The organism is Alkalicoccus luteus (assembly GCF_052061695.1).
GTDB lineage: Bacteria > Bacillota > Bacilli > Bacillales > Salisediminibacteriaceae > Alkalicoccus > Alkalicoccus luteus.
In genome coordinates this window covers 108,743-127,896 of the sequence record NZ_JBPZEY010000010.1, presented here as the reverse complement: position 1 = coordinate 127,896, position 19,154 = coordinate 108,743, and the positions used below count along the sequence as shown (strand labels likewise).

General features: G+C 48.8%; 15 protein-coding genes. 6 read left to right on the top strand and 9 right to left on the bottom strand.

Features of this window, described 5'->3' with window-relative positions:
• Window positions 1-665: 665 nt before the first annotated feature.
• Window positions 666-1,574, bottom strand: coding sequence for a phosphotransferase (locus ACSZLD_RS13725; protein WP_377908995.1), 909 nt, complete (start codon window positions 1,572-1,574; stop codon window positions 666-668).
• An 88-nt stretch (window positions 1,575-1,662) separates the two neighbouring features.
• Window positions 1,663-2,379: a YqcI/YcgG family protein gene (locus ACSZLD_RS13720; protein ID WP_444685519.1), complete on the bottom strand. Its 717-nt coding sequence runs from the start codon at window positions 2,377-2,379 to the stop codon at window positions 1,663-1,665.
• A 110-nt stretch (window positions 2,380-2,489) separates the two neighbouring features.
• Between ACSZLD_RS13720 and ACSZLD_RS13715 the strand changes: the two genes are divergently transcribed.
• Together ACSZLD_RS13715 and ACSZLD_RS13710 are read left to right on the top strand one after the other, a co-directional pair.
• Complete coding sequence (locus ACSZLD_RS13715) at window positions 2,490-3,668, top strand: iron-containing alcohol dehydrogenase (protein WP_444685518.1); 1,179 nt, start codon at window positions 2,490-2,492, stop codon at window positions 3,666-3,668.
• 226 nt (window positions 3,669-3,894) lie between these two features.
• On the top strand, window positions 3,895-5,247 hold the full coding sequence (locus ACSZLD_RS13710) for an FAD-dependent oxidoreductase (RefSeq protein WP_377908992.1): 1,353 nt from the start codon (window positions 3,895-3,897) through the stop codon (window positions 5,245-5,247).
• A gap of 73 nt (window positions 5,248-5,320) precedes the next feature.
• On the opposite strand, the gene ACSZLD_RS13705 is transcribed toward ACSZLD_RS13710, so the two are convergent.
• The gene (locus tag ACSZLD_RS13705) at window positions 5,321-6,853 is read right to left on the bottom strand and encodes an esterase/lipase family protein (RefSeq protein WP_444685517.1); all 1,533 of its coding nucleotides are present in this window, start codon (window positions 6,851-6,853) and stop codon (window positions 5,321-5,323) included.
• A 259-nt stretch (window positions 6,854-7,112) separates the two neighbouring features.
• Here ACSZLD_RS13705 and ACSZLD_RS13700 point away from each other — a divergent pair, with 259 nt between their 5' ends.
• Complete coding sequence (locus ACSZLD_RS13700; RefSeq protein WP_444685516.1) at window positions 7,113-7,862, top strand: GTP pyrophosphokinase; 750 nt, start codon at window positions 7,113-7,115, stop codon at window positions 7,860-7,862.
• A 507-nt stretch (window positions 7,863-8,369) separates the two neighbouring features.
• Window positions 8,370-9,395, top strand: coding sequence for an ATP-grasp domain-containing protein (locus ACSZLD_RS13695; RefSeq protein WP_444685515.1), 1,026 nt, complete (start codon window positions 8,370-8,372; stop codon window positions 9,393-9,395).
• 110 nt (window positions 9,396-9,505) lie between these two features.
• Here ACSZLD_RS13695 and murJ read toward each other — a convergent pair whose 3' ends face one another.
• The 5 genes from murJ to ACSZLD_RS13670 all read right to left on the bottom strand — a co-directional run bounded on the left by murJ (window position 9,506) and on the right by ACSZLD_RS13670 (window position 15,842).
• The gene (gene murJ / locus ACSZLD_RS13690; protein WP_444685514.1) at window positions 9,506-11,023 is read right to left on the bottom strand and encodes a murein biosynthesis integral membrane protein MurJ; all 1,518 of its coding nucleotides are present in this window, start codon (window positions 11,021-11,023) and stop codon (window positions 9,506-9,508) included.
• A 28-nt stretch (window positions 11,024-11,051) separates the two neighbouring features.
• Window positions 11,052-11,894, bottom strand: coding sequence for a putative capsular polysaccharide synthesis family protein (locus ACSZLD_RS13685; RefSeq protein ID WP_444685513.1), 843 nt, complete (start codon window positions 11,892-11,894; stop codon window positions 11,052-11,054).
• Window positions 11,884-13,737, bottom strand: a complete 1,854-nt coding sequence (gene cysC / locus ACSZLD_RS13680; protein ID WP_444685512.1) for an adenylyl-sulfate kinase — start codon at window positions 13,735-13,737, stop codon at window positions 11,884-11,886. Before cysC ends, ACSZLD_RS13685 begins: the two co-directional genes overlap by 11 nt.
• Window positions 13,738-14,628: a sulfate adenylyltransferase subunit CysD gene (cysD, locus tag ACSZLD_RS13675; protein ID WP_444685511.1), complete on the bottom strand. Its 891-nt coding sequence runs from the start codon at window positions 14,626-14,628 to the stop codon at window positions 13,738-13,740.
• 200 nt (window positions 14,629-14,828) lie between these two features.
• The gene (locus tag ACSZLD_RS13670; RefSeq protein ID WP_444685526.1) at window positions 14,829-15,842 is read right to left on the bottom strand and encodes a zinc-binding alcohol dehydrogenase family protein; all 1,014 of its coding nucleotides are present in this window, start codon (window positions 15,840-15,842) and stop codon (window positions 14,829-14,831) included.
• A gap of 338 nt (window positions 15,843-16,180) precedes the next feature.
• On the opposite strand from ACSZLD_RS13670, the gene ACSZLD_RS13665 reads away from it, so the two are divergent.
• Complete coding sequence (locus ACSZLD_RS13665) at window positions 16,181-16,375, top strand: hypothetical protein (RefSeq protein ID WP_168007144.1); 195 nt, start codon at window positions 16,181-16,183, stop codon at window positions 16,373-16,375.
• 52 nt (window positions 16,376-16,427) lie between these two features.
• On the opposite strand, the gene ACSZLD_RS13660 is transcribed toward ACSZLD_RS13665, so the two are convergent.
• On the bottom strand, window positions 16,428-17,126 hold the full coding sequence (locus tag ACSZLD_RS13660; protein WP_444685510.1) for a Na-translocating system protein MpsC family protein: 699 nt from the start codon (window positions 17,124-17,126) through the stop codon (window positions 16,428-16,430).
• Between the two features lie 263 nt (window positions 17,127-17,389).
• Here ACSZLD_RS13660 and ACSZLD_RS13655 point away from each other — a divergent pair, with 263 nt between their 5' ends.
• Window positions 17,390-19,138 (top strand): L-lactate permease, encoded by a 1,749-nt coding sequence (locus ACSZLD_RS13655; protein ID WP_444685509.1) that lies wholly within the window; start codon window positions 17,390-17,392, stop codon window positions 19,136-19,138.
• Window positions 19,139-19,154 lie beyond the last annotated feature (16 nt).

The window sequence follows — 19,154 nt, the reverse complement described above, 5'->3', positions numbered from 1 at the left end:
GGAACGGGCTCAGCTAAGCGCTTCTTCCCTTCGTCAGAAGCGCTGGATCTTTGCCTCGTTCTGAGCCGAGGTCCTCCGATGTCGGCAGCTGGCAGTACGGTTCATATGTGTGGTTAGGCCTGCACGAGCTGCTTCCATACAGGTAGAACTTTCCCGATGAGACGTTTCGATGTTGAACAGGGGTGTCCGTACTTCCTACAATTCCGTATAAAAGGTAAAAAAGCAGTCGCGTTTGCCTGTCGTGACATTGTTCTCCAACAATCAGAGCCGTGTGTCCGGCGGAGGCGCAACAAGCAGTCTGAAGATTTCGTGCCGTTCAGATCTGCGAACGGCATCCACGCACGAGCGGAGCCGGCCTGGTTTTTAAAGGCTTCTCGAGAGAAGCCTTTGTCCGAGTGAAGCCTTATCGCCGTTCGAACTTGAACGGCATGACAAGCGCGTGCGGAGCCGGACCGGCTCTTGAAGGCTTTTCGTGAGAAGCCTGAGTCCGAGTGAAGCCGCGCCATTCTCCCTTCATACAGGGGTCACCCTGAGAAATAGCTGAAGGCCGGCCCACCGCAGGCTAGGTAAGCAGAGGGGAAAGACAATCAAACAAAAAACATGTAAGCTGAAAGATTTTTTAAACAGCCTGAGAGCCTGCCGCGTGGATGCGGCAGGCTCTTTTTTTAATGGTCAAACCAGTAGTGCAGCGCCCGTTCCAATCCGGTGCGGCACCATTCAGCTACCCGCTGGTCCTGCTGCTCATAGGCTGCTTTCCCGACAGCTGCGCTGACAAACACGGCTTTAAAGATCGCGAGCTGCTCCGTATCGTCATCAATGGCTCCGTACCATTCATAAAAGCGCTTCTTCGCTTCATCCGGGAGCGCCTGATAGACGAGTGCAAGATCGGATGCCGGGTGCCCGACGTGCGCGTCGCCCCAATCGATGATGCCCTTTAGTCTTCCACTGTGGGCGATCAGGTTTTTGGGATGAAGATCGCCGTGTACAAGCGTTGTTTCAGCCGGATTTTCCCAATCCGGCACCTGCTGTAAATAGCGCTGGACCATCTCGATCGTCCGGCCGGAGCAGATCGGCGCCAGACCGTGCATGCTCTCTTCGAGCATCGGCTTGCGCTTTTTAGCAGAAAGCCGCTTCAGCTCATCTCCTGGCAGGCCGCTTCCGGAAACCGGGAGCTGGTGCAGACGCACGAGAAAGCAGGCAAGCCGGTCTGCTTCACTGCCAAGCAGGTCTGTGTTCTGCTCCATGGCAAGCTCTCTGCCCGGCACATAGGAGAAACCGGTAAATGGATACTGGTGTCCTTCCGCTGTATCTGCAAACGGCACCGGCACATCATACACGCTGTGAAACTGCCGTTCGGCCAGCATGTTCAGCACATACTTCTCATTGCATAAAGAACGCCAGCCTTTTTCATGTCTCGGAAATCGGAACACGTACCGGCCCCCAGCTGCATAAACGATCGTATCGAAGCCGGTGCCTGTATGCTCCAGCCTGACCGGAGCCATGTCCGGAAGCGCAGCTTCTACATATGCTTCCGCCTCCCGGCGGGTAATATCTCGAAATGAAACGGTCGTCATACGGCCTCCTCCTCTGTCGTTTCATTTTACAACAGAGAGTGCCGGCCTGTCGTCTGCAGGCCCTGCTCGGCAGGCCATTTTCAACATGCTACTTTTTCACGTGAAACGGACACTGTCCCTTTATCGGTTCCGCGTCATCTCCGATAAAGAATTGCTTCCATTCCTGATGCTCCGGATCGCCGTAGTGGCTGATATCCGGATGAGTCGGCAGCTGGTCCCACTCCTCGACCCGCTGACGGACCTTCTCACGGGACATCATGCCCCCAGGCTGGGTGCCCTCCAGTCCGTCAAAAATTCGCCTCGGCTGAAACCCAAGAATGAGGCTGTTGCCAAGATCCCTCGTTTTACGCTGCTTATAGGCCGGTGCATTCCCAAAGACAAAGATCGGCTCCTGCTCAAAGTGAAAATCCCATAAAAAATGCTCCGGGTCAGCCGGCTTATCGTTCGGCCAGGGAAGCGGATCCTGCTCGTGTAAGTATTGAAGCAGCTCCCAAAAGTAAGCGCGGTAATACTCAATGCTTTTCTCTTCCTGCTCCGGTTCTACGAACACAAACAGTCCATGTCTTGCGGGCTTTGTCTCCTGGAACAGTTGTAAAAATTCGTGCACGATTTGCGGAAGGGCGCTCCAGTCGTTATGAGGGACGCATCCGTAGCGCAGCTCTGCTTTCTTCTCCCCCTTTTGTCCAAAGTAGCAGGGAAAATCCTTTCGTGTAACAATCGAGCGAAACGTATCATATTCTTTATTAAACCAGGACGGAAGCTCTCTTCCGCCTGCAATCATCTGTTGATCCAGCAATCCATTCATCTTATGGCCCACCTCCTGGTCATTCTTATTCCCATTATCCTCCTATAAAAAACGGTAACTCTATACCATAACCTGCTATAATGGTTAAAAACCGACAGGAGGCGTTTCGCATGCAGGTATTATCCCGTCTGTATCAATCGGCTTTTTACATCGCTACCCCTTTCCTCCCATGGCGGACACCGGAGCTTTTGGAAGGTCCTGGCACACTCAAGCATCTGCCTGCCCTGCTGCAGCACCGAAATCTGCAGCGCATTCTTGTGGTCACCGATGCCGGTGTTGAACAAGCAGGCCTTCTTGGCCCCCTGCTGGACTTATTTGAACAAAAAGGGATGACCGTGGACGTATGGAAAGACGTAACCCCCGATCCGACTTCTACTCAGGCTGCGAGTCTTGCGGAAGCGGTAAAGCGGTTTGATGCGGATGCGATTGCGGCTGTCGGAGGAGGTTCCGTCATCGATTGTGCGAAAGCAGCCCGGGCACTGATTGCCAGACCGGATCGTTCGCTGTCTGAGATGAGGGGCGTCCTGAAAATTCGCCGGCGCGGTTTGTTTTTTGCCGCCGTTCCAACAACTGCCGGTACCGGCTCTGAAGCGACCGCCGCCGCTGTAATTACCGACGCTGACACGCATGAAAAGTATGCCCTGATTGATACGTGCCTGATTCCCGATGCAGCGGTTCTTGATGCAGCCCTGACGGTCCAATTGCCGAAGCGGCTAACCGCTGCTGTTGGTATGGATGCGCTGACGCATGCTGTCGAGGCGTTTATCAGCCGCAGCAGAACGAATGAAACTGACCGGCATGCGGCAGAGGCTGTCCGCCTGATAGTGAAACACCTGCCAATTGTCTATCAGAACGGAGATAATCTGGAGAGCAGAAGACTCGTGCTCCATGCCGCTCATCTGGCCGGCCTGGCCTTTACAAAAGCGTTTATTGGAAATGTCCATGCGCTTGCTCATCAGCTTGGAGCTCAATACAGAATTCCTCACGGTGAGGCAAATGCTATGCTGCTCGTCCCGGTGTTACGCCAGTATGGCAGCCGCATTTATCCGCGCCTTGAGAAGCTGGCTGCAGCTGCCGGACTTTCCCAGACAGACGGTGCTGCTTTCATTGAGCTTTTGAACGAGCTCCGACAAAGCCTGGACCTTCCTGCTGGAACAGAAAGTCTGCAGACAGCGGACTATCCGGCAATTTCCCGTGCAGCGCTTCGCGAGGCAAATCCGCTCTATCCTGTACCTGTCATATTTAGTGAGCGAGATATGTACGAAGTGCTTCGCTCTATCCATCTGTGAAAAGTTTGTGAATGAATGAGCATTTGTGTTGCATCCTGAATACAAAGGTTATATACTAAGCGTACGGTTAATTTGTGATCTTATTCACAAGTTAGACCTTGCGTTTTTTGCTTCTTCTTGTGAATGTTTGAGCAAGTTGCTGGATGACCGATAATGAAGCTGATAGGATAGCTGTATACGATTTTTTGTGAGTAATTGAGCAAGATAAAACAGGAGGTATGTCAGCATGAAAATTGCTGTTATTGGAAGCACACATGCAGGGACGGCCGCGGTTCGGAATATGGCAGAGCTGTACCCGCAAGCAGAGATTCACGTTTATGAGCGAAATGACAACGTTTCTTTTCTGTCCTGCGGTCTGGCACTGTACGTTGGAGGGGTAGTGAAAGATCCTCAAGGTCTCTTCTATTCGTCTCCTGAGGAAATGAAGGCAATGGGCGTGCACGTGCACATGGAGCACGATGTCACCACTATCGATACCGAGAGCCGCCAGCTGGAGGTCACCGATATGAAAACGGGCCAGGCCCGTACGGACAGCTACGATCGTCTTGTCATGACAACCGGTTCATGGCCAGTGACTCCGCCGATCGACGGTATTGACTTGGAGAATATTTTACTTGCAAAGAACTTTAACCAGGCGAATACGATCATTGAGCGCGGAGAAAAAGCCGAACACGTAACGGTTGTTGGCGCAGGCTACATTGGCGTAGAGCTTGTGGAGGCCTTTCAGCAGGCAGGAAAAAAGGTCACGTTGATCGATGGCGTTGACCGCATCCTGAATAAATATTTAGATAAGGAATTTACCGATATAGTCGAACATGATTTCCGCAGCAAAGAGATCGAACTTCGTCTTGGGGAATCTGTTGTCCGCTTTGAAGGCGACGGGCACGTGCAGCGTGTTATAACGGATGGCGGTGCAGTCGAAACGGATATGGTAATCATGTGCGTCGGCTTCCGTCCGAACACCGGCTTACTGAAAGGAAAAGTCGACATGCTCGATAACGGCGCTATCCGCGTGAATGATTATATGCAGACGAGCGATCCTGCGATTTTTGCAGCTGGCGACTGTTGTGCCGTACCGTACAATCCAACAGCAGGCCACGCTTATATTCCGCTTGCGACGAACGCGGTGCGCATGGGAACGCTCGTCGCCCGCAACATCATGCAGCCGCAGATGCGCCACGTCGGTACGCAGGGTACGTCCGGCCTGCACATTTTCGGGATGAACATGGCTTCAACCGGCCTGACAGAAACGTCAGCGGAAGCGATGGGCCTTGAGGTCAAAAGCGTAACGATTAACGAAAAACACCGTCCTGAATTTATGCCGACATCTGAAGACGTGCAGCTGAAGGTAACCTTTGATCCGAACTCCCGTCGTCTGCTTGGGGCGCAGGTCATTTCCAAAGCAGATGTGACGCAGTCGATCAACACGCTGAGCGTCTGTGTGCAGACGAGAATGACAGTAGACGAGCTTGCCTTCGTCGACTTCTTTTTCCAGCCGCACTTTAATCAGCCGTGGAACTTCCTGAACAAGGCAGGCCTGGCAGCCTTCGAACAGCCGCAGCCAGAGCACGCCAAGTAAAGGAGCCGAACGGTAAAGAATGCAAACGACAACCAGCACCCGGGAATGTTCTCCCGCGGTGCTGGTTTTTTCGTTAATAGGACTGTCCATCCTCATCGGTAAAGACCGATCGGACAGCTGATCGTTCAAATGCTGTGCCGGACGGAGCATGTCCGCTGACACGGACGACTGCGTTGTACACTCCTGCCCCCCGGCTGCCGACAGCAATCCGGTCAGGGGCCTGCCCTCTTGCCTGCTGGCGGTATTCACTGACAGCCTGACCAAATGCACGGCCCGCACCCGGCTCACCCGGCGTAAAGCGGATGTCTGCGTTTACTTCCAGTGCTTCGCGACCAGCCCGGTTTACAGCTGGAAAATCAGACTCTGCCCGGAACGAGCGGTTATTGTCTTCCGCGCGCACGTGCAGCTGGTCGTTCAGCTCCGATTCAAACTGGGCGACGAGACCGTAGGCTTGTGAACCGTTATCGTCTGCCCGAACCGTCCATTCCCCTGCCGCCGGGTTCTCCAGGTCAACGAGATGATGATAGGCGCCTTTAAAGAACGGTGTTTCGTCTTCCTCTGCTTCCACCTGCACGACGTCAACAGAGCCATCCGGCTTAACGAGCTCCAGCTCGGCAAGCGGCTCCATGCTCATCCAGCTGAAGGAGACACTGTCTGCTTCCTGTTCAATGACCATCGTTTCCGTCGCTTCCCCGTCCTGCTGTCCTCCTTTTACAAGTGTAGACAGGGAATCCTCCGCTGCCGCTTCCATCAGAGAAGCGGCTCCTGCCTGACCTGTCAGGACGCTTTGCATGAACGGAAACGCATTTTCTCCCTGATGCACTTCCCCGTGATTCCAGTTTCCTACACTAAGCATCGTTCCGTAAGGCAATGTCGCACTTTCAACGGATACAACGCCGTCACTCGGTCCGGAAATAAAGCCGCTGCCAAACCAATAGCTGCTGAAAATAGGACCGGTTCGGTCACCTGCGAGTGTAAAGTAGCGGTTTTGCTGCACTTCCGGCCTGGAATCGGTGATGGAGCGGAAATGATTCATGACACCCGTCTGCAGACTTTGCGTGCCTTCACTGTTCTGCCCAATTAAATCAGCGAGCCAGCCGAGCGAGGTGCTGTTCGCTAAATCAGCGAGCTCCGATCCATCGTGCGGCGATCCGATCGTGATCACGTCCGAGACGAGCGAATGCCTTCCTTCATGAATCAGTGCTACTTGGGTATCGACACCGCCCTTGCTGTAGCCGACCACTACGATCTCTTTCCCGTTAAAATGCGCGGAAATGTCATCAAGCTGACCTGCCAGCATCGCACCGTTATCCCAATAGCTTTTCGGCTCTCCGCCAGAATCATGGAGCTCCACAAATACGGTCTCATAGCCGGCCTCTCTGGCAGTATCGTACATCGAATTTCCGTCATACCAGGTCGTGGAATCGTTCGTCAGTCCCTGCACAAATACGAGCACAGGCTTCGCCGGATCCACCTGGGCCGGCGGGTCGCCGTATGTAATGGTCCCCGGTGTCAAGTCACCACCGCCTCCCTTGAATTCTCCGGCAGAAACCGTCTGAAATGGCATGAGCAGCATAGCAGCAAGCAAAAGCAATAAGATACGCATCTTCTCAACCTTCCCTCTCTGGAGGCGGATCGACCCGCCCGTATTTGCCTTTCGGCTCCCTAAGAGTTCGAGGCAGGGCTGTTATTCCCTGCCACTGTGACCCTCTTCCCAAGATGTTCAGAGGAAAGACCTCCCTGCTCCTGTGAGATTCTGTGACATTCCTGCAAGCTGCCTTTGTGATTTATTTCACAAAAGTTCCACATTCACAGCTTGCTTCATGCTATATAATAGAGGCAGAACGCAAAGGAGGGGTCAGATTATGGCCGAAGTACCATCACTGAATTTGCACCAGCTGAAGCGAATGAAAGAAGAACTGACGCGTTTTATGATGACGTATCAATTTGCCTTGGATGAGATTGTTACGAAAATCGAAATTCTGCAGCAGGAATTTCACTACATGAACGACTATAATCCCATTGAACACGTGAATTCCCGCCTGAAAAGTCCGGAGAGCATCGTCGAGAAGCTGCACCGGAAACACCTGCCGATTAACTTAAGCTCCATGCGTGAAAACATTCAGGACATTGCCGGCGTACGTGTCATCTGTTCATTTCAGTCGGATATCTACGAAATCAGCCGCATGCTTCAGCAGCAGAAGGATCTCGACGTGCTTGAAGTACGGGACTACATCAAAGAGCCGAAAAAAAGCGGTTACCAGAGCCTGCATCTGCTCGTACGCATCCCTGTCTTCATGTCCGACCGGGTAGAGCATGTTTGTGTGGAAATTCAGATCCGCACGATCGCCATGGATTTCTGGGCGAGCCTGGAGCATAAAATCTTCTACAAATACGACCGTGATGTTCCGGCGAGACTTCGGGCTGAGCTAAAAGAGGCCGCCGATTCTGCCGCTGCACTTGATCGTAAAATGGAAAAGCTGCATTTGGAAATGAAAGAGCTGAAGGACAAGGAAGAAGATCCTGAAGGCGTATTTGAGCTTATTTTAAAGGATAACCGCCTGCGTCTCCCTGAAGCGTTTTTGAAGCAGGACGACGACGAAACGCTGTCTTAAACATAGGAGCGCCCAACTAATTGTTGGGCGCTCCTTTTTAATCCTATGTACTCTCCCTGCTGTCATCGCTCATCTGATTTTCAGCGTAAGCTAACGAGACTATTTACACAGCTTAAACGATAATTCTTTTATTACTACTAAGCAGGTAACGAAGAAGCATCTGCTTATCCGTGAATATGTTGAACCAGCGTTTACTCCACTGGTATTACTAGAAGCCTTCAAAAAATGAATTCACCAATTTATTAATTTGCTTTAAATATATAAACCTCAAGCTGGCAGAATGTATCTTATTTTTGCTGTCCTTTACCAGAACCTTCTTTAGTACTCTATTTCAAGCCGAAGAAAGCAGATGCTTAACCACAAATTTTATTTTGGATCTCGTTACCTTAAATAGACTTTTACACGTTTTATTTATCAAAATTCTTTGGTAATTTTCATTACTTTTACGTATAATACAGATTACGAAACGAGTTTCTACATATTTAATAGCAGGAGTGTTCTAACAACATGATAAACATAATAGTAACAGGTATAGGAGGCCCAACTGCGCAAGGGGTGATGCAGGGCTTGCGTAAAAGACAAGACGTACGCATTATTGGCTTGGATCGCCGAGAAGTGAACAGCGGCCTGCCATTTTGCGATACTTTTCAACAAATCCCATCTGTATATGACCGGTCCTCCTATGAAACACGCATAATTGAACTGGTCGAGGAATATAATGCCGCTCTTCTTTTTCCATGTCTGCATGAGGAAATAACAATTTATGCTGAACTGCGTCATCAGCTTAGTTGTATCGTTGCTACTCCGACAAGTGATGTGATCCATTCGCTAATTAATAAAACTGCTGTTTATCAACTACTGGAAAAATCGGAAGCTGCTGTTTATGTTCCTCGATATGCACCTTTTTCTTCATCAAATGAACTAAACACTATTTTAACTGATCAGTTCTCAAATGATGAAGTTGTTGTCTCTAAAGCTGCAGCCAGTCACGGTGCAGTAGGATTTGCACTGCTAACTTCAAAAAAGCGGTATCTGGAGGAAATCTCTAACGGGAATAAGCAATTTGTTGCCATGGAGGATTTTACACGAATCGATCATAACGGCGGGGAACTCGTGATGGAGTATCTGCCGGGAATCGAGTTTAGTGTTGATATTTATTTATTTCATCATGAGGTAATCGCAGCCGTAAGCAGAGAGCGTACTGGGGTTTCAAGCGGAATTGTTTTGGATGGCAAAGTCGTTTTTCATCCGAAACTAATTGAAGCCGCTTCCATCACGGCGAAATCGTTGATTACTACCGGATTCATGAATTTACAATTCATTGAGAAAGATGGCGAATTTAAGTTAACGGATGTTAACCCTCGCTTTTGTGGAAGCCAAGTTATGAGCTTGGGTGCAGGTGTTAATTTTCCGGAGCTTGTACTTCAATACGAGGTGCTGCATGAACGTCCTGTTGTTTCTCCTCAGTGGAACACGAGAATGATACGTTTTCGGGATCAATTTTTTCTTAAAGATGAAGAAACCTCTACCTGAATCTTTGATGAACTTTTCGACCATACAAATGGAATGAGACTTACGAAAAAAAGAGCGGTGCTCCCCTTTACGAATGGGAAGCCCGCTTTTTTTCTAAGCATATTTACGGGTTAACGCTTGATTTTTTGTTTCAACTGCAGGATTCCCCGCAGCAAGACGTCTTCTTTTAACATAAGCAGGATAGAAAAATAGAGGACTGCCCCTGCTCCAACCGTGATAAGCAGTGCTGCCATCAATGATAATCCAGATAAGACATATGTGTACAGCATAAATGCGGCCGCAGCCATTACTGCAGAAGCACTTATAATTTTAGATAAGGATGCGATGAACAACTTGTAAGGGAGCGGACCTGTTCGACTTCTAATTTGTATAAACAGAAGGCATGCACAAAATAGAGCTGAGATACTGGAAGCGAGCGCTAAGCCGCTAATCCCCATAAGAGGAGCGAGCATAAAATTTAACACGATATTTAATCCCATTGAGACAGCCGCGTTAATCATTGGTGTCCTAGTATCCTGAAGGGCGTAGAATCCTTGTGAGAGGACCACTCTTAGTCCTGTACCGACCATTCCAAACGCATAGAAGAAGAAGGCCCCGGAAGTCATCATAACGGCTGTGCTGTCAAATGCCCCTCGACCAAAGAGCAGTCTTACTATAGGCTCTGAGAGAACAAGGACGCCAGCTGCGGCTGGGACAGTAAGCATCATGACCCCAGTCATCGATTGATGGAGCGTATAGCGAAACTGATTCATGCTTCCTTTGGAGGCCATCTTGGAAACAGATGGAAACATGACTGTTGTAATAGAGATAACAAATACGCCGTGTACGAAATTTGTCAGCGTATGAGCATAGTTTAGTGCAGATACTCCTCCGACTGCTACTTGAGAAGCGAGAGTCCGGTCTACGAGCTTATTTATTTGATGCACCGAAGAGCCTATTATTACCGGCCCTGCAAGGAGCAGCATGTTCTTTAGATCCTGATCCTTCACGTTTAAGACCGGACGCCAAATAAATTTCTTGAACTTGGAAAAAATTAGCAATATCACCCATTGTAAAGCCAACCCTGCGGTAAACCCATATGCGAGCAACACCGGCTCCTCCCGTGCCGCACTCAGCATGATGGAGGCGATTACGGTCAGACTCATTGGAATTCCCAGCAAATTAGGAACAGCAAATAATTTCTGGTAATTTAAGTATGCACTTAAAATACGGATAAATACGGTAAACAAAATACCAAACAAGGTGATTCTTGTCAGCTCAACAGCCAGCTCAAGCGTTGCCCCTTCAAATCCGGAAGCAAATACAATAACAATTTGTTCCGCAAAAACTATCCCTGATAGTATAAGTACAGCACAAAACAGCAGCAGCACATTAATTAAATTATTGGTAAAAATAATGGCACCTTGTTGCCCCAAACGTTGTTCAATTCGACTGTACATAGGGATATAGCCTGTAGAAATCCCCTTAGCTACCACACCGAACAACACTACCGGCACTGTCAAAGCAATTAGATAGGCATCACTGACTCCTGAAGCTCCGTAAAAGTAAGCAAGTGTCACATCACGCAGAAATCCAATTACTTTCGAAAAAATAGTAAGAAGCATGAGTAGAATGACAGCCTTTTTCATAACAAACGACCTTTCACATCTTTATCTTTCAGCCGTTAACGGTTTTTTCATACTCCGCTTCACCTGTATACCGCTCTTTAAGTCTCATTCGGTCAGCACGGCTGTAAAAATGATGCATGAATTCAGAATCATAAAGAGCCTCTACGTACCGGCTGTCAAGCGACAGTGTTTCTTTAAATTCTTTATACACTGCATGATACCACTTTTTCGAACCCATATTTTCGTTTTTAAGCGTAAATGATTCTATCTCTAAAAATGCTGCGATTTCATTTTCTAATGAATTCAGTTTCTCCATTTGAATCATTAAGACATCAGCCTGCTCCGTTTCGATTATTCCATAGCCCTTTTCTTGATCAAATGGATATTCATATACATCGATTCCCCAAGCCTTATAAAACTCTTTATGAAACCACGATATACCGTACGTATGATTGAACCTGTTTAAAAAGTCGTTTTGAAGTGCCTGCATGTTTGTGTTTGATTCTTTCCGGTTATCTTTTTCCTTATTTAAGTCCATTAAAGGAACTTGAAAGGCGTGAAAATACATCGATATATTCCGCGAAACGGGCTCACGTACCAATGAGATGATTTTAAGTTTTTTCCTTTTTTGCAACAACTGGTGAACGAGTTTGTGGCGCCAGTAGTAGCGAAAGCGGTAAGAAGGACTGCGATAGTAGGAGATGGATTTATAAGCCTGATACATCTCTGTCGAGAGAGGGGTGTAAAAGCTGTGAATATGGATAGGCAGCATGCCCTGCTCCTTCAACGAGACCGTCAGGGAGGTGGACCCCACTTTTCCCATCTGATGAACTAAAACTAAATTACTGCTGTTTACATAAGTGTCAGTGAAATATCGCCATTTATTTATCATTCGCTTTCCCCTCGCTTCGCTGTATTTGATCTATATCTGTGTAAATCAACTCTGCTGCGTCCTGTATCGTCATTGATGATGTATCAATCGTTAAATCTGGCGATTCGGGTGCTTCATACGGGCTCGTCACTCCAGTGAAGGCTTCAATCTCGCCTTGTCTCGCTTTCACATACAGACCTTTTGGGTCCCGTTGTTCACAAATATGAAGAGGCGTGCTGATATAAACTTCCCTAAAACGACTTTCCCCAATAATGGCTCTCGCCTGTTCACGATCTTCACGGAAAGGAGAAATAAATGAAACAATGGTAATCAGCCCTGCATCACACATCAATTTAGCTGTTTCAGCAATTCGTCGGATATTTTCTGCTCGGTCAGCCTCTGTAAAATGAAGGTCACGATTCAGACCGTGCCGGACATTGTCTCCATCAAGCAGCATGGAATGCCGGCCTGCCGCATGAAGCATCTCTTCCAATCTGTTGGCAACACTCGATTTACCAGATCCAGACAAACCCGTCAGCCAAATGACTGCCGGATTTTGCCCCTTTAATGCTGCACGATGTTCATGTGTGACGGAAGTCTCGTGCCAGGTGATATCAGCCGAACTAGTTTTTGGCTCCTGAACCACTCCAGCGCCGGCGGTCATACCAGATAAACGATCAATTAAAATAAAGCTTCCAACCTCTTTACGAAGAGAGAAACGATCCGCTGCAACGGATGAACTGAGCGCAATATCACACGTAATGACCTCATTTTTTCTGCCCTCAACAGCCGGTTGAAGCTCGCCGCTGTTTATATCCGTTTGATGATAGATCTTTACGACAGAAGCAGGTGCTTGCTGAGTACCTATTTTCATCATATAGTTTCGGCCGGGAATAAGTGGCTTTTCATCCATCCAGATAATATCCACCTTCAATTTGGAGGTCACAGGCAGTAATTTATCTGTTGTCAGGACACACCCCCGGGATACGTCGACGTTTCTGTCTAATTCAATGCTTGCAGCCATTCCATTCTTGAGTTCCGTTGTTTCTCGGCCAGCAGATTTTAATGATTTCACTATCGCTTTTTCACGACTCGGAAGACTGTAAATGGTATCCCCAACACGCAGCATGCCTCCTTCTATTTGACCTTGATAGCCACGATAATGCTGATTTGGTCTGCTTACTCTTTGAACAGGCATATAAAACGGCTGTTCAAATTCCTCTGTATCTATTTCTACTTGTTCTAAGTAAGGAAGCAATGCGGGCCCTGAGTACCACGGCATGTTTTTCGACCAATCCAGAATGTTATCTCCTTCTGCTGCTGATACCGGAATCACTTGAAATGTCTTTAATTCAAACTCCTTTGCCATATGATTTAATTCTGATTCAATAACGCACCATTGCTCTTTATCATAAGCGAGTAAATCCATTTTGTTTACAGCTGCCGCAATATGTTTGATGCCCATTAAGCTGCAAATGCGTAAATGACGCTTTGTTTGGCTTTGAACCCCTTTGGATGCGTCAACAAGCAAAACTGCCAAGTCGGAATGGGACGCCCCGACTGCCATATTACGTGTATATTCTTCATGACCCGGAGTATCTGCGGCTATAAATGAACGATGATCGCTCGTGAAATATCGATAAGCAACGTCGATGGTAATACCCTGTTCCCTTTCTGCGGTTAAGCCATCCAAAAGCAGTGAATAGTCTATTTTACCGCCCCGGCTCCCTACTTTACTGTCGAGCTCCAATGCTTTTTCCTGATCTGCGTATATCAATTTAGCAGCATACAGCATATGGCCGATCAGAGTTGATTTTCCATCGTCTACACTTCCGCATGTCATAAATCGAAGCAGTGGCTTCATTTAAAAATAACCCTCCCGTTTTCGCCGTTCCATACTTCCTGATGCTTCATGATCAATTACACGGCTTGTTCGTTCCGAAGAGACTGCTCCAAGTGTTTCTTGAATAACTTCATCAAGAGTAGCTGCCTCTGAATAAACGCCCCCAGTCAGCGGGTAGCATCCCAATGTTCGAAACCGGACTTTTCTATACTGTACTTCGTGATGACTTACAGGCATTCTGTCATCGTCCACCATGATGATCGACCCATCCCGTTCTACTACTGGTCGTTCCGCCGCAAAATATAACGGCACTATGTCAATATCTTCTTGTTTGATGTACTGCCAAACATCTGCCTCGGTCCAATTTGAGAGTGGGAACACCCGCACACTTTCACCTTGTTTCATATGTGAGTTATAGCGCTTCCACATTTCAGGCCGCTGATTTTTTGGATCCCATGTATGCGATTCGTTACGAAAAGAAAAGATTCGCTCTTTCGCTCTCGATTTTTCTTCATCGCGTCTCGCTCCACCAAAGGCAGCATCAAAGCCATAGTAGTCCAATGCTTGCTTTAGCGCTTCTGTCTTCATGACATCTGTATAAACGGCACCATGATCAAATGGGTTTATTCCTTCAGCAACCCCTTCCTCATTTGAGTGAACAAGCAGCTCTATACCCAGTTCGTCAGCTCGTCTGTCACGAAATTTTGTCATCTCACTGAATTTCCAGGTTGTATCAATATGTAAAAAAGGAAAAGGTGGTTTTTCAGGGTAAAAAGCTTTCATAGCCAGGTGAAGCATGACAGAACTGTCTTTTCCGATCGAATAAAGCATAACCGGATTCTCACATTCCGCTGCAACCTCGCGCATGATATAAATTGCTTCAGCTTCCAGTTGCTCCAAGTGTGTTAACATCGATTGCCTCCCTCTAAATTCTTGCTTTTCTCATCGTACCACTCAACAAATTAGGTTAAAACAATGTATCGCCAGTCTTTTCTGACTTTCCAATCTTTTTTTACTTGTTCACTGTAATTAAGAGTTCGAAACAGCGTTAAACCAGATTAAATGTGGAAGGGGCGTAGCTCCTTAATGGAGACGCCCCTAAATAATAAAGTTTAAAACTCGATAACAAGCTTGCCGATCATGGTGCCGGATTCCAGTTTTTGATGAGCTTCCCTGAACACGGACGCATCCAGCCCGCGGCGGCGCTCGGTAATCGTTGTTTTCAGCGTTCCGGCATCCAGCCTGGATGAGACTTCTTCCAGCAGCCGGTGCTGTTCGATCATATCCTCTGTCTCAAACAGCGCGCGTGTAAACATGAATTCCCAGATGAAACCTGCGCTTTTCTGTTTTAATAATCCGAGGTCGAGCTTTTCCCCGGTTTCGACAATGGAGCAGATCATGCCCTGCGGCTTAACGACATCCGCCATTTTATCCCAGTGTGTGTCGGTTGCGTTCAGGCAGAAAATATAGTCGACTTCATGAATGCCTTCCTGCTCCAGCTGCGGCCTGAAATCGTCGTGGTGGTTGATGATCGTGTCCGCTCCCATCTCACGGGCCCAGTCCGTTGTTTCCTTCCTCGAGGCTGTCCCGATGACGTGCAGCCCTGCCTGTGCTGCCAGCTGCAGCGCAATCGACCCGACACCGCCGGCAGCACCGATAATCAGAATCGATTTCCCTTCATTTTTCTCAGCTGCCTGAGCGATGCCAAGCCGGTCAAACATGCCTTCCCAGGCGGTGATCGCGGTCAGCGGCATCGCAGCTGCTTCTGCAAAATCGAGCGATGAGGGCTTTTTGGCCGCGATGCGTTCATCGACTGCGTGGTATTCGCTGTTGGCTCCCTGTCTGCCGACAGAGCCGGCGTAATACACCTCATCGCCTTCCTGGAAAAGCGTTACCTCCGCTCCGGTTTCAACAACGACTCCGGCCGCGTCCCAGCCGAGAATTTTCGGCTCCTCTTCTTTACCGTCTTTTGGCGCCCGGATTTTCGTATCAACCGGATTAAGCGAAACAGCTTTTACTTGTACCACAATATCGTGCGGCTTCGGCGTTGGCCGTTCCACCGTTACATTTTGCAGGCTGTTCTCATCCTCAGCCGGAAGGTATTCATAAAGTCCAACTGCTCTCATCGTCGTCATCGTCTTCTCTCCTTCATCATATGATTATCATTTGAACGAGTCTGTACCCTGCCATGGCGGGACTTTGTATGCTTATACAAAGATCTGTTTGACATATACCAGAAAGGTGCGTATCATGGGCATTACTCGGAAAACAATAGTGTTTCCGTTAGAACCTGCTGTACTCCCTTATTAGACAACCGTTCCGTGTAACAGCCGGAGCGATCATATTTTGGCAATCTGTGACAGACAATAGTGCTGTTTTCGCAAAGCCGAAGAGACGAACCCGCCAGAGGTACGTCTTTTCGGCTTTTTTTCTGTCCGCTTTCGACTAGAAAGGTGGTATTAGCGTGACATTTTTCATCGATCACAAACAAAAACGAGTTCACCGTGTACTATGCGCAGGTGACAAATGTGGATTTAACGAAACACCCGCAGATCAGCGGGAGTTTACAAACAGCAGCGAACAAATCGACCGTCTCGTTCGCGACATGGCTTATCATAAGTGTTCGCACTGTGAAGCCTTTACCCTTGTTGGAAAATAAGTAAACCCATAACGTAAGCCGTTCCTCTATTCAGGAACGGCTTTTTGCTTGTTCACTGGGCATCCATAACCAGCACGATGTACCCCTTATCGGTATAGAAATCCCAGGAAACGAAATGATCAAGCACCGGCTTTCCCACAGCACTTTCCAAGTCTACCTCCTGAAGCATCCGGTGTTCCAGCGGCCGCTTCGCCTGCTTTAGTTCACGGAGCATGCCGTGACGGATCAGCTCCTTTTCGACTTCAACAAGAATTTTTTTGCGCCGGCAGAGGACGGTCCGTTCATTCAGCCAGTAAATTTGCGTTTCTCCCGGCTCTTTCTCTGCCATCTCGCTCGCACGGACTAATTCTCGAAGCAGCGCCCGGTCATTCACTTCAACAGGGGATTTCCACTCCTGATCTTCAGCCCGTATCCCTCTTAGCTCTCCGAAAATAAGGCCGGTTTCCCGGCGCAGGTTCCAGTCGGTGTACATTTCTTTCATCTCCACACCGGCAGTCTGCTCAAGCATTTCGCAAATATCGATGCGAAGCTCGGACAGCATCATTTCCCGTGTATCCAGAATTCGCTGATATTCTCTCCGTTTCAGCAAAATCTTCTCCATCGGAGGCTGAAATCCTCGTATATGAACAGTAAAAAATGGCGGCTCAATGGTGACATAAACAGAAGTTGGTCCTCTGCCAAAGTGTTCGCGAAGCAAAGAGGAAAAGTAGCTGCCCAGCTCCGCCTCCATCGATTTTGATTTCTGTGTCATGCTGAATTCCTCTTTTCATAATGAATTTCTGTTTGTCTATTACCCGTAAATCCATATTAATATTCCTGGCAGCACTGCCGCACTCATTTTCCAGTCGCATTTATGAGTATTTTCTGAAAAAACAAGTTGCATTCAGCAACCTTATCCGCTTATAATGTAAGCACTTACATAATCAGTCATCTGATGACCTGCTCTCTTGATGACCAGCTGTTTTTTCTTGGATGTGTTAAACGCTTGTTTTACAATGGAATGGAGGAATATGAATGGGAACTGGAATGCTGGCACTGATTGCACTTACCCCGATCCTTGCTGTCCTGCTTTTTCTTGTTATTTTGCGCTGGCCCGCCAGCCGTGCAATGCCGGTGTCGCTGCTGATCACCATTGCGGCAGCAATGATCTTCTGGAACGTACCGGCTAATCAAATCGGCGGCGCGATCGTTAACGGACTCGTTTCGGCTCTCACGATTCTGCTTATCGTTTTCGGCGCTTTGCTTTTGCTGAACACGCTGCGGGAAGGCGGAGCACTTGATACGATCCGCCGCGGCTTTACGGACATCTCTCCGGACCGTCGTGTTCAGGCGATTATTATCTGCTGGCTGTTTGGTTCCTTTATCGAAGGGGCTTCCGGTTTTGGAACGCCTGCTGCTATTGCGGCTCCGCTGCTCGTAGCCATCGGTTTTCCTGCGATGGCGGCCGTCATGGTTGCCCTTACGATCCAGTCTACACCGGTGACTTTCGGCGCGATCGGAACACCGGTCCTCGTCGGCATCAACGACGGTCTCCAGAACACAGCAGGCTTCAGCACGGCAACGCTTATGGAAATTACGCAGCACGTATCCATTCTGCATGCAATTATCGGATCGTTTATTCCGCTGATCATGATCGCGATGCTGACAAAGTTTTTCGGAAAAAACCGCTCGTTTACAGAAGGGCTGCGAGCATGGAAATTCGCTCTGTTTGCAGGGGTTTCCTTTACGATTCCGTACATGCTGATCGCCGTCTTCATGGGACCCGAATTCCCGTCGCTGTTCGGCGGGCTGATCGGTCTTGCGATTGTCATCCCAGCTGCGAAGCGCGGTCTGTTCGTTCCAAAGGATGACTGGCAGTTTGAGAAAGAATCGAACTGGGATCCGGAATGGAAAGGCGTGCTGAAAACAGAAGCAGTTGGCAGCTTTCCGAAGGTGTCCATGATCCGAGCCTGGGTGCCGTACATCATCGTCGGCCTGCTGCTTGTCGTCACCCGCCTGGACGCTCTGCCAGTGAAGGCGTGGCTGCAAAGTGTTGTTGTCAGCTTTGGAGAACCGTTTAATGCGGGGATCGCCGTATCGTTTCAGCCGCTTTACCTGCCGGCTGCGATTTTAATCCTCGTATCTGTGCTGGCTGTTCTTTTATATAAGATGCCCGTCGCCCGCTTCGGCCGCGCTGCTTCGCTTTCCTTTAAAACGACCATTGGCGCTGCAGCTGCACTGATTTTCGCGGTGCCGATGGTACAGGTGTTTATAAACACTGGTGTCGAAGCGAACACGTTCGGCACGATGCCGTTTCAGCTTGCACTCGGCGCTGAATCCGTCTTTGGATCCCAATGGCCGCTCGTCTCCGCTGTCATCGGTGCCCTCGGCGCGTTTATTGCAGGAAGCAACACGATCAGCAACATGATGTTTTCCGGCTTTCAATATGAGACGGCTGAGCTGATAGGCGTCACCGGCACAACGACGGTTGCACTGCAGGCGATCGGCGGTGCCGCCGGGAACATGATTTGCGTCCATAACGTCGTCGCGGCAAGCGCCGCTGCCGGACTAACCGGCAAAGAGGGGCTGCTGATCCGCAAGACGCTCATTCCAACGACGTACTATCTCGTATTTGCCGGAGCACTCGGCTCCGTCTGGTTTTATGGATTTGGTTTAAACATTGGAAGCCTGCTCCTCATACTTGTTATTTCCGGGCTCGCCTATGCAATCTACCGCGGTTCACGGCCGGTGAGCGAACAGGAGGCGGTTTCCAAATCTGCTTAACTTTCAGGAGGACTAT